This window comes from Parageobacillus sp. VR-IP (assembly GCF_013357975.1).
GTDB lineage: Bacteria > Bacillota > Bacilli > Bacillales > Anoxybacillaceae > Saccharococcus > Saccharococcus caldoxylosilyticus.
On record NZ_JABVYQ010000003.1, the window covers coordinates 309,097 to 321,308 of the forward strand.

At 46.6% G+C, this 12,212-nt stretch carries 9 protein-coding genes; 8 read left to right on the forward strand and 1 reads right to left on the reverse strand.

All coding sequences use genetic code 11. The features are described 5' to 3' along the window. The 7 genes from HT574_RS09525 (at window position 1) to HT574_RS09555 (ending at window position 9,214) form a co-directional block, all read left to right on the forward strand. Window positions 1–4,194 (forward strand): bacteriocin-processing peptidase family protein, encoded by a 4,194-nt coding sequence (locus HT574_RS09525; RefSeq protein ID WP_175244409.1) that lies wholly within the window; start codon window positions 1–3, stop codon window positions 4,192–4,194. Window positions 4,195–4,291: 97 nt separating this feature from the next. Continuing rightward, on the forward strand, window positions 4,292–4,567 hold the full coding sequence (locus HT574_RS09530; RefSeq protein ID WP_175244410.1) for a hypothetical protein: 276 nt from the start codon (window positions 4,292–4,294) through the stop codon (window positions 4,565–4,567). A 29-nt stretch (window positions 4,568–4,596) separates the two neighbouring features. After that, window positions 4,597–5,352 carry a membrane protein insertase YidC gene (gene yidC, locus HT574_RS09535; RefSeq protein WP_175244411.1) on the forward strand — a complete coding sequence of 252 codons (756 nt, stop codon included), beginning with the start codon at window positions 4,597–4,599 and terminating at the stop codon, window positions 5,350–5,352. Window positions 5,353–5,846: 494 nt separating this feature from the next. Further along, complete coding sequence (locus tag HT574_RS09540; protein WP_175244412.1) at window positions 5,847–6,242, forward strand: hypothetical protein; 396 nt, start codon at window positions 5,847–5,849, stop codon at window positions 6,240–6,242. 192 nt (window positions 6,243–6,434) lie between these two features. Continuing rightward, on the forward strand, window positions 6,435–6,986 hold the full coding sequence (locus HT574_RS09545) for a cysteine hydrolase family protein (protein WP_175244413.1): 552 nt from the start codon (window positions 6,435–6,437) through the stop codon (window positions 6,984–6,986). 84 nt (window positions 6,987–7,070) lie between these two features. Further along, window positions 7,071–8,540: a nicotinate phosphoribosyltransferase gene (locus tag HT574_RS09550; protein WP_175244414.1), complete on the forward strand. Its 1,470-nt coding sequence runs from the start codon at window positions 7,071–7,073 to the stop codon at window positions 8,538–8,540. 89 nt (window positions 8,541–8,629) lie between these two features. Next, window positions 8,630–9,214 carry a hypothetical protein gene (locus HT574_RS09555; protein ID WP_175244415.1) on the forward strand — a complete coding sequence of 195 codons (585 nt, stop codon included), beginning with the start codon at window positions 8,630–8,632 and terminating at the stop codon, window positions 9,212–9,214. A gap of 86 nt (window positions 9,215–9,300) precedes the next feature. Here HT574_RS09555 and pepF read toward each other — a convergent pair whose 3' ends face one another. After that, window positions 9,301–11,157, reverse strand: a complete 1,857-nt coding sequence (gene pepF / locus HT574_RS09560; RefSeq protein WP_175244575.1) for an oligoendopeptidase F — start codon at window positions 11,155–11,157, stop codon at window positions 9,301–9,303. Window positions 11,158–11,291: 134 nt separating this feature from the next. On the opposite strand from pepF, the gene HT574_RS09565 reads away from it, so the two are divergent. Next, window positions 11,292–12,182: an aldo/keto reductase gene (locus HT574_RS09565; RefSeq protein ID WP_175244416.1), complete on the forward strand. Its 891-nt coding sequence runs from the start codon at window positions 11,292–11,294 to the stop codon at window positions 12,180–12,182. Window positions 12,183–12,212 lie beyond the last annotated feature (30 nt).

The following is a 12,212-nucleotide window of genomic DNA, read 5'->3' on the forward strand; positions in this document are numbered from 1 at the left end:
ATGAATATAGAGCGAATCGCGACCTATATAAAAGAAAAACGCATTATCGAAGCATTAGAGGAAATAAAGCCGATCCTTCAGCAAGCAAACGGGCGCCCGTTTTGCTGGAGAGTGCTGTTGCGGGCTTGGCAAACAGCGGACTCGTTTCATCATCTGATCCGCTTGTTTGATTATGCGTTAATGTACCGTCATAGCGCGCTGTTGGCGCGCTACGCCCACCGTCGTTTTTCGACGCTGCAGACGCTGACGTGGGTATGCGATGAGTGGCTCGAAGAACGACGGCCGCTGGATGTCGAGGAAGCGCTGCGGCCGCGCTTGGAAGAAGCGATCGAAAACGGAAAGGAGAAGCCGGAACATATCGCGCGCGCCGCATTCACACTCGTGCGCACTCTTTTGGAAATGCGCCGGATCGAAGAAGCACAGCAGTGGATGGACGTAGTGGAACGATATGAAACTATTCCGATGTACGATAAATGGGGATACTTTTATATGGAAGCGGGCGACCGCGACAAAGCCGAAGAAATATTGCGGAAAGGATTGGATGAGCCGGAGCGCGGCGATATGTGCCATTTGCTTTTGGCCGACTTATACGCCCTAAATGGCTGCCAGCGGAAAGCACTAGAAATCATTGGATGCGGTATCAAACGGTTTTCGCAAGTGCCGGCGTTATATGTGGAAAAAGCTCGTCGGTTGCGCGACTTGCATGAGTACGAAGCGGCGCTCGAAGCGATGGAGGAGGTCGACCGCCTCACTCCGTTTCATGTTCACCGCCGCTATTTTGCCCATATGCGTGCGCAAATCTATTACAAGCTTGGCAAGTTCGATGAACTAGCGGCGCTTGTTCAAACAGAGAAATCATTGGCATCTACGCCATACGCGCGCGCAAGCGAACGCGCTTCCCTGCCGCAAGTGATCTTGCCGCTTGTGCCTGTCGTGCAAAAACATAATTATTGTGTGCCTGCGAGTTTGGAAATGATGCTGCGGCTGTTAGGCAAGGAGCGTACACAAGATGAAGTGGCCGAGCATATTTTCGATGTTCGCGGTTCAAAATTGTCGACGACTGTACATTATTTGGAAACGCTCGGCTTTTTATGTCGCTTTTTCATCGGTTCCGTGGAGCGGTGGAAACGGTTGATCGATGCCGGAATTCCCGTGCTCTTAAGCGTTGATTACGAACAATCTTCGCATGTGCAAGTATTGTTCGGTTATGATGAGTGCCTCAGAGCGTTTTACGTACAAGACCCAAACATGCTCGAGCCGTTTGTGGTTGCTTATGACGAAGTCGAAAAATGGTATGCAGGGACACATTATTTGTCGATTGCTGCGATTCCCCGGGAAAAAGAAGCGATTGCCGTGTTGTTGCCGAAATCGGAAGACCAATATTTCCGTCAGCTTCATGCCTTCGCCGAAAAAATAGACGAAGATGATCAAGCGTATATGGCGCCGTTTCTAGCGTTTTTGCGCAAGCATGAACACATCCCGTACACATGGCTGTATGTTGTGAAGCATTTTGGCACAGAAGAAGCGAAAGAGCTGCTTCTCGACTATACAGAGCGGGTGCTTGCTAAATACGGCGATATTAATGATTTGCTGCTTGCGGCGGCGAAAGCGTACGTGTACGGAAAAGAAATCGAACGGGCCGAAGCGGCGCTGGCAAGGGTGAAAGGGAAAGCCCATAGTCCGCTTTATCACTATTTGCGGGGACGGATTGCGTTTTACGAAAGCCGGTACGAAGATGCAAGCCGCCATTTTCGCGCTTCGCTCCAGCTCGATCCCGACCAGCCCGACGTCTGGAGCTATATGGCCCTTAGTACTGCATACGGAGGAAAAGAAAAGAAAGGCTTGGAACTGTCGCAAATCGCTTTAACGTTACACCCTGACGATCCGTTTATTGGCACGAATCATGGCATCATGTTATTCCAGGCCAAACAATTTCAGGAGGCCCGCTCCTTTTTTGACCAGTTGCTGCGCCGCCATAAACGCGATGCCCATTTGTGGTATGAACGGGCGCGCTGTGATGAAAGGCTGGGAAAGACACGCAAAGCGGAACGCGGCTTTCTTGTTGCTAAAGCGCTCGATGAAGCAGAGCCGTATCCATATTTGGCGTTAGCGGATTTATATGAAAACGAGTTAGGGGATTGGCAAAAAGCCAAAGCTATTTTGCTAGAAGGAGCGGCAAAGGTCGGAAGCGCCCCTGCGTTGCACGTTCGCCTTGGCGACTGGTATATGGAACGAGACGAAGCAGAAAAGGCGGAAGTGCATTACCAAAAAGCACTGCAACAAGAGGAAAAAGAAGTCTTTGCCCATCTCGGTCTTGCATACGTGATGATGCAACGGGGGCATCGCGATGAAGCAAAACAGTATCTGTTGGACAAGAAGCTATTATTTGCCCAAAACAGCGAATATCTATTAAATGCCGGAAAAATGCTCCTGGCCAATGAGCTAGCCATAGAAACGGAAGAAAAAGGGACCGCGCTTGCCTTTCTTGAAGAAGGATTGCGCCTTGCGCAATTTGATGTGGCGGAAGCGTACGAATTTTATATCGAACAACTGACCGACCATTCTCTTGTCGGTCGCGGAATGGCTTTTCTCGAGCAACTTATCAACGAACGTCCGAACGATATAACCGCGCTTTGTTATCTCGGCGTGCTTTATGAGCAAAGCGGCATGTTTTCGAAAGCGATCAATTTATACGAACGGGCGACCAAGGTGCAAAAAAGCACGTTTCCGCTCTATCGTCTGGCCGAAACGTATCGGGCGCTTGAAAGATTCGACGAGGCGAAATGGTACTATGAAGCGTGTCTCGAGGTCGATGATACGTTTGCGGTGGCTCACCTTCGCTTAGCGGTTCTTTATGAATTAGAAGAAAACATTGATAAGCAGCGTTTCCATCTGCAAAAAGCGTTCGAGTGCGATCCGCTTCAAGTTCATGTCGAAAATGTAGTGTGGCTGTTTGACGATCCCGCCACATTAGTAGACACGATCGAAGCGGTTCGGAAGCAAGCAGGCGATATTTGGTATTATGACAGCCTCGGCTACGTATATGGAGCAATGGGGGACGGTGCCAAAGAAAAAGAGGCAGTCGAACACGCGCTTCACCTCCATCCTGATCATCCGGAAGTGCTCCACCATTATGCGAAAGTGCTTGTAAAGGAAGGTAAGTTACGCGAAGCGATCGCCATCCTTGAGCGGCTGATTGAGCAGGATGTCCGTAACGAAGCCTTGTATGAAACTTATATTCAAATATTTTCGTATACAATAAGAGGAATAGGAAAACTGCGCGAGCGGCTCGGCAAATGGAAGCTTGACAATCAAAAGAAAAGCATCGTATACATGCACGCCGCTTCCGCTCTTTCCTCATATATGATGGACATAACGTGGACTGGGACAGATGACTCCTTTGCCAAACGGCTATGGACAAAAGCGAAAGCATGGACGAAAGAAATGGCTGTTGTTTCCGCTGTTTTGGATTTATACGAAACGGCGATTCGTTTGGACCGCAGCAATATAGAAGCGTATGAGCGACTTGCTGAGTTTTACAAAGCGGCGGAATTGATGGATGATGCGATCAAAACGCTGCGCAAGGCGCTAACATATGAGTGGAATGCCAGTGTCGCCCGTGAGCTTGCCATGTTGTTGGCCCACTCGGAGAGTAGTAAACTGCAAAAAGAAGCAGGCGAGTGGATCGATCGTCTCCTCGCCGAACAGCCAAATGACCTGACTATGCTGGAGTTAAAGGCGTTCCTGCTCCTTGACAATGGACGGGAAGAGGAAGCAGAAAATCTGCTTCGTTTTGTAATCGAAATAGAGCCACTCTTACTTCGCAGTATTTTGACGTTAGGAACGATGTATATGGCAAAAAAGCGCTATGACGAAGCGATTGCCGTACTTGCAAACGGGCTTTCCCATCATCCGCATGATGCAGAAGTGAGCCTAGAATTGGCGCGTGCGTATGACGAAGCGGGGCAGACGGAAAAGGCGCTTTCCGTTGTCGATGAATGGATTCAATTTGCCAAAGAGGACTTATCCGCTCATTATCAACGGGCGTGCTATTTAGCCAAGCTCGGGCGAATCGAAGAAGCCAAGTGCGAACTGGCACATGTTCTTGATGAAGATGAAACAGGAGACTTTGCCGAACTGGCTAACGAAGAACCAGCGTTGGCGCCGCTGTTTCGGCTGTTGGCGGAGAAATAACAGCGCTGGTTTCGTGAATCTTTTTCTTTTCTTTTTTCGCTAAGTTTGCTATGTTATGTAAGGAAATGTTTTTCTTGAATAGAAAAGAGGTGGGAGAATGGAAGCCCCCTTTGATTTGCTAGCATATGTGTCGCTTGTTGGCGCACTGCTTGTTGTCATGAAATGCTATATCGGCGAATACCGCAAAACGAAAGCTTTTTTATATGACGTTACGCTTGCACATGTAGCGGAAAGAAAAGATGAAAGATGCGTCGCTGGTGTTATTGTCCCGCTCTACCGCGTTTTTATAAGGAAAAGACGGAAAGTTCCTGTGCACGAACGTTCACATCAAACCGATGAAGAAGGAAGGAGACCTCGCTTATTTCTGGCCTGATTGACTATAGAACAACAAGGAGGTCTCTTATGAGAAAGTGGATTTTTGCATTATTCGGAACGGTTGTTTTATTAAGCGGCTGCAACCGCAACGCGCCGATTAATGAACATAGTCAAGGAATTTGGGATCATTATTTTGTCTATCCAATGTCGAAATTGCTTTTGACGATTGGGCAGCTGTTTGGAAATAATTATGGGATTGCCATCATCGTATTAACGTTAATCGTTCGTTTTTGCCTGCTGCCGCTCATCTTAAAGCAGTTTAAAACGACGATTGCGATGCAAAAACTTCGCCCGGAACTAAAAAAGCTCCAAGAGAAATATAAAGGCACCGACATCGAAACACAGCGCAAGCTCCAGCAGGAAATGATGCAATTGTATCAAAAGCACGGCGTCCATCCTGCGAGCGGCTGCCTGCCGGTGCTGATTCAAATGCCGATTTTTATGTCGCTTTATTACGCGATTTCGCGCACCCAAGAAATTAAACTCCATTCGTTTTTATGGGTGCAGCTCGGCCATCGCGATCCGTACTTCATTTTGCCGATTTTGGCCAGCCTCACAACATTCATGTCGCTGCGCTTGTCGCCGTCAATGGCGGAAGAACAAATGCCGCAAATGGCGATGATGTCGTATATCACGCCGGTCATGATTTTTATCGGGGCAAGCTCCGTTCCGTCCGCCTTGTCGCTTTATTGGGTTGTCGGCGGCTGCTTCTCGATCATTCAATCGTTGATTTTACGCACGCAACTAAAAGCGGTCAAAGCCACAGAAAACGGACAGGCATGACAACATCCCGCTTTCCATCAACGGAGAGCGGGGTGTTTTTGTAATCGAGGACCATCGCATTGAAAAGAAAATGCTCCAATATTAGTGGTAAAAAAGCGCGAATAGAAAGCGGTCATGTAAAAAGGCAGTAGTTTAGGGAAAGTGAAAATTTACCGTTTCATACGTAGACAAAAAGAATAACATCAACTACAATAGTGTGGAAAAATTAAACATCATGATAACGATGAAATACTTATAGAAGATGAAAGGAGACAAGGATGAAAATACGATGGATTTGGCTGCCGTTATTGTCGTTGATGGTGTTGCTGTCGGCTTGTTTAGAGCCTAAAGCGAATCCGACTCGAGCAAACAACGAGGGAAAAAACAGTTGATCATTCAACCGTTAAAGCTGACAGAAAAAGAAAAACTGCTCATCAGCAAAACCAATACAAGGGATATCAAGGGATATCAAGTTTTTTGAGCTAAACAGACCCAAACGGCAAGAAGAACAAATAGTGGTCGATGTCATTGCCTACCATAACGGAAAGGAAAGCGAATTTCATCATGCCACTGCAGACATCCCAAGCGATTTTAAAGGAGAAATTTTGTCTTTTGGAATCTCAGCGGAAGTCGAGAAGCAAGCCCCATTGTTGTTGACAGGGGTTCCGGGCGGATTAGTAGCATTCCCAATTCTAACTGTCCCTACAAGCAGTATGCTTGTCGCAAATATAACCAAACCGGTAGAACTTCATGAGAACAAACCGGTATATATCGCTTATTGGCTTGGCACTTCTAAAAATCATCTAAGTGATACCAATCATGAAGGTGCTTTTCCTGAAGAAGTCAAAGAAGTAGAAAGCGCATACGTATATAAAATTACGTTGGTAGAGAGCAAAACCAAAACAAAATAGGGCTCCATAACAAGCCAAGACACAATGGATGATTGTTTTTGCGGTTTTTCGCTATCATATAGGGAAAACTCTTTTACTTAGTTGTATTTTCTATATTCAAAAGAACAGGAGCTGTTTTCGCACACTGTTCTTAGCAAGAAGCGTTTTGTCTGATAGGGAAAAAATTTTAAAAAGACGTGGGGGGAGTGTTGGATGAAAAAGGCGTTGATCAACATAGACTATACGGTCGATTTCATTGCCGAACATGGGGCGCTTACTTGCGGTAAGCCCGGCCAGCAAATCGAATCGGAGCTGGTGCGGATTACGAAACAGTTTATCGAAAATGGCGATTTTGTTGTATTTGCGATTGATATGCATAAAGCGGGTGATACTTATCATCCGGAAACGAAGCTGTTTCCGCCACACAATATCGAAGGCACGGACGGCCGGAAATTGTATGGAGAACTGGAAGCGGTTTATCAGGCAAACAAACATAAAGACAATGTGTATTGGATGGATAAAACGAGATATAGCGCATTTGCAGGGACGGATTTGGAAATCAAGTTAAGAGAACGAGGAATTAACGAAGTTCATTTAGTCGGCTGCTGTACGGATATTTGTGTCCTTCATACTGCGGTCGACGCGTATAATAAAGGTTATCACATCGTTGTACATAAAAACGCGGTCGCCAGCTTCAATTCGGTCGGGCATGAATGGGCGCTCGAGCACTTTAAGCATACATTAGGTGCGGAAGTGGTGGAATAATAGAATAAAAATGATAGAATAGACGATGGACGTTCTTTTTTTCTTTTTTTGTGTCAAACCGATTCGTATTTTGGAGGTAGCACAATGAACGAAAAATATGCGGATGACAGTTTTACCCTTCATACGGACTTATATCAAATCAATATGGTGGAAACGTATTGGGAAGACGGCATTCATAACCGCAAGGCAGTGTTTGAAGTGTTTTTCCGCAAGCTGCCGTTTGGAAACGGATACGCGGTATTTGCCGGCTTGGAACGGGTCATTCAATTTCTGCAGCAATTCCGGTTTTCCGAAAGCGATATTGACTATTTGCGGTCGGAACTGGGATATCGGGATGATTTTTTAGATTATTTGCAAACGGTTCGTTTTACCGGCACGCTGCGCTCGATGAGGGAAGGGGAAATCGTTTTCGGCAATGAGCCGATTTTGCGCATTGAAGCGCCGCTTGCCGAAGCGCAGCTCGTGGAAACGGCGATTTTAAACATTATTAACTTTCAAACGTTAATCGCGACAAAAGCGTCCCGTATTAAACACATTCTCGGCGATGAGCCGGCGATGGAGTTCGGCAGCCGCCGGGCGCACGAGATGGATGCCGCGCTGTGGGGGGCGCGCGCCGCTTACATTGGGGGGTTTGAAGCGACATCGAACGTACGGGCAGGAAAACTTTTCGGCATCCCGGTTGTCGGCACGCACGCGCACGCAATGGTACAGGCTTATCGGGATGAATATACCGCGTTCCATAAATATGCGCGCCGCCATAAAGATTGTGTCTTTCTTGTTGACACGTACGATACATTGAAGTCAGGGGTGCCAAATGCGATTCGCGTCGCCAAAGAGCTGGGCGATCAAATCAACTTTATTGGCATACGGATCGACAGCGGCGATCTCGCCTATTTGTCAAAAGAAGCGAGAAAAATGCTCGATGAAGCTGGATTTACGAATGCGAAAATTTTCGCTTCCAACGACTTAGATGAAGAAACGATCCTCAATTTAAAATCACAAGGCGCAAAAATTGACGTCTGGGGCATTGGCACGAAATTAATCACTGCGTACGACCAGCCGGCGTTGGGCGCCGTTTATAAATTGGTCGCCATTGAAGACGAACACGGAAATATGGTCGATACGATCAAAATCAGCGGCAACCCGGAAAAAGTCACGACCCCTGGGCTGAAACGGGTCTACCGCATTGTGAATAAAATCAATAAAAAAGCGGAAGGCGACTATATTGCCTTAGAAAGCGAAAATCCGCAACAAGAAGAACGGCTTAAAATGTTTCATCCTGTTTATACGTTTATCAGCAAATTTGTCACCAATTTTGAGGCAAGGGATTTACATGAAACGATTTTTGACAATGGCAAGCTCGTGTACACGTCTCCGCCATTAAAGGAAATTCAAGCGTTTGTCAAAGAAAATTTGCGGTTGTTTTGGGATGAATATAAACGGACGATGAACCCGGAGCAATATCCCGTCGATTTAAGCCAGGCCTGTTGGGATAACAAAATGGAAAACATTAGGAAGGTAAAGGAGAAGATTGGAAAAATGGAAGAATATTGAGAAATTGGTGGTTTTATTGTTAAAAAAGGTCATCGCAGGACCACATGCGGTGATCTTTTTTTGTTTTTCCGGCTATTTCGAAGCATTTGTTGGCAGGTAGACCAAAATGGTGTGATGAAGGGAGACGCAATGGATCAGATAAAGATTTAGTTGGAAGTGATGGATTCATCATAGTAACATTTATCTTTGCGCGCCGTCTAATAAGTAAAAGGCATATAGAGGTAGCGGTAGCCATGAAAAAATTTTTTGTCATATTGATGATCGCCGGGGTATGTAGTTTTGGGACATACTTTTTTGTGACTGCCAGCTCCAAACCTCCTGTGTTAGACATATCGACGGCAGGACAAAAAATTCCGGTTATACAAGGTTCTTACTGCTGGAAAGCATTTTTCTCGGCAAAATGTGTCGATTGGGCTTATGCACCGCTATGGAAAATAGGAGGCGTACACGAACCGGCTAAGGTCGAACCTCATTCAGAAATAGAAATAGATTTTGAAAAAGAACCAGTTTCCCTAACTGTAGAACAGTGGATTAATGAAGGAAAGGCAAAAAATATAAAGGTAAAGAACAAAAAAATTACCGCGCCAAGTGAAAGTGGGGTATATGTTTATCATCTTATGGCGAATTGGAAGCAAGAAGACGGGAACTATGTTTTCCGTATTAAAGTAAAATAAATGTTGTTTGTCGATGTCGTTTAAACATCATCAATCAAAAAGGGCTGGCTCGAAAAGCCACCTTTTGGAGCCAGCGCCATTTCTAGTTACAGTCTTCCTTGCTTTTTTAACAGCTGTTCCATTTCGCCAACAAGCGAATCGAAATAAGAAAGCAAGTTGGCAAGCGGTTTTGGTGAAGTCATATCGACTCCCGCTTTTTGCAAGAGGCGGATCGGGTCGTCGGATGTGCCGGCGCTTAAAAACTGCAAATAGCGTTTCGTCGCCTGACCGGTTTTGTCCGCTTTCATTTGCTTGACAAGCTCAAAGGAGGCGGCGAGGGAAGTGGCGTATTTATAGACGTAAAATGCGTCATAAAAATGGGGGATGCGCAGCCAGCCCCGCGCGGCTTCCGGATCGGCGGCGTAAGCAGGGCCGTAATATTTTTTTAATAAACGAAGCCAAAGCTCGTTCAGTTTGGCTGCGGTTAAGCTCCCGCCTTGTCGTACTTTGTCGTGAATCGCTTGCTCGAATTCAGAGTACATCACTTGCGTGTATAAGGTGCCGCGAATTTGCTCGATTTGCTGGTTGAGTAAATACAGCTTCTCTTCATCCGTTTTTGCTTGCTTTAGGAAATAATCCATCATCAGCCATTCGTTGGCGGTTGAGGCGACTTCGGCGGTAAAAATCGATTGCCCGGAATAATGGTAAGGCTGCGTTTTGTTTGTATAGACGGAATTCATCGCATGTCCGATTTCGTGGGCGATCGTCAGCACGCCATCCAGCGACTCGTCGTAGTTGAGCAAAATAAACGGATGAGTGTCATACGCGCCCGTATTATAACCGCCCGTATATTTTTTCGGGCGCGGATATGCGTCAAGCCAGCGCTGTTCGAAAGCTTGCCGCACCTTTTTGATGTAGTCGTCCCCAAGCGGTTTCAGACCTTCAAGGAGGAGTGTCTGCGCCGTTTCGATCGGGAACTTCATTTTTTTCGCGACGGTTTCATCGACGAGCGGCACATACATATCGTAACTGTGGACGCGGTCGACTCCGAGCGCTTTTTTGCGCAGTTCGACATAGCGGTGGAGTAACGGCAAATGATTATTGACCGTAGAAATGAGATTCGTAAACACTTGTTTTGGCACATCATCGGCCGACAGTGCTGCATCGAGGCCGGATTTATATTTTCGCGCTTTCGCGGACAGTTCGTCCGCTTTCACAGAAGCGTATAAGGTGGCGGCGGATGTGTTTTCGATCGATTCGTAGCTTTGAAAACGGGTTTGAAACGCCCGCTTGCGGTAGTCGCGATCCGGGTGTTCAAGCGCTTTTGTATAGTTTTCATCCGTCAGCGAAACCGTTTTGCCGTCCGGCGTGCGGACGGAAGGCGGTTCATAATCGCCGCGCGCGGCATTATTATAAATGTTTTCCGGATCGCTCATGATTGGAGAGAGCTTGGCGAGCAGCTGTTCTTCTCGTTTGGAAAGAGTATGCTTTTTCCGTTCGCGCAACTCTTCAAAATAATAGCGGTATGGCTTAAGCGGCTTGCTTTTTTGCAGCTTAGCAAGTGTCTGCTCGGAAAGCGACAGCAGTTCCGGCTCGATAAACGCCGTTTTAGCTGCATAGTCGGAAGCAAGTGTCTCCACTTTTGCTTTCAGCCGTGCCGCAGTCTCGTCTTCAATATTTAAATCTTGTTTTAAATGAGCGTAAAGCGACAATTTTTCCAGTTTTCGTGCTATCCTTTCATTAAGGGTAAATAGTTTGACGACATTAGCCGCGCGCTGAAGCTTTCCTTCATAGGTGGACAGTTTCGGCAGCGCATCGACGACTGCTTGATAGTCGCGTTCGAAATCAGCTTCCGACGTGTAAATGTCGGCAAGATTCCATTGATATTTTGTTTGTGCGGCGTAGGCGCGCCATGGCACAAGCAGCAGTACGATCATTAGCCATACATATAGCTGTTTTTTCATCATCTTCCCATTCCTTTCCTGTTTTTCCGCTGTTACGTAGTATGCGCAAAAAGAAACAGATTACTCGAATGAAAAGGAATAGGGAAATCGATGTGGAATGTATAGGAGTGTGAAAAAGAAGGGGAGGACGAGTAGTGGAACGAATTCGTTTAGCAGAAGATTTAACATTTTCCCGCATCATTCACGGATTATGGAGATTAGCGGATTGGAACTATTCGAAAGAAGAGATATTAAGTTTCATTGAATTTTGTCTTGAACAAGGGATTACGACGTTTGATCATGCGGATATTTACGGGAATTATACGTGTGAAGCGTTGTTTGGCGAAGCGCTGGCGTTAAAGCCAAGCTTGCGCGGACAAATTGAGATTGTTACAAAATGTGGGATTAAGCTCGCATCGAAATACGGCTTGAAGCATTATGATACGAGTAAGGCGCATATTATCGCGTCCGTCCACCAATCGTTAAAAAATTTCCGCACCGATTACATCGATGTGCTGCTTATTCACCGTCCGGATCCATTTATGAATCCGGAAGAAGTGGCGGAGGCGTTCACCCAGCTGAAAAAAGAAGGGAAAGTACGCCATTTTGGCGTGTCCAACTTTAAACTTTCACAGTTTAACATGCTGCAGTCGTATTTAGATTTTCCGCTTGTAACCAACCAGATTGAAGTGTCCGCCTATTGCTTAGAAAATATCGAAGACGGTACGGTCGATTTATGTTTGGAAAAGCGGATCCCGCCGATGGTGTGGTCTCCGCTTGCGGGCGGAAAAATATTTACCGCAACGGACGACAAAGCGGTACGCCTGCGCGCGACGCTCGGACAAATTAGAGATGAACTTGGCGCCGAAACGATCGACGAAGTACTATACACATGGCTGCTTGTGCATCCGGCGCGAATGATGCCGATTGTCGGTTCCGGCAAAAAAGAGCGCATTATTCGTGCGGTGCGTGCGCTTGCGCTGCCGCTTCGCCGCGAGCAATGGTTTGAAATTTTGCAAAGCTCGGTCGGTCATGAAGTGCCATAATCCGCAACGAACAACAAGGAGAAGTCTACA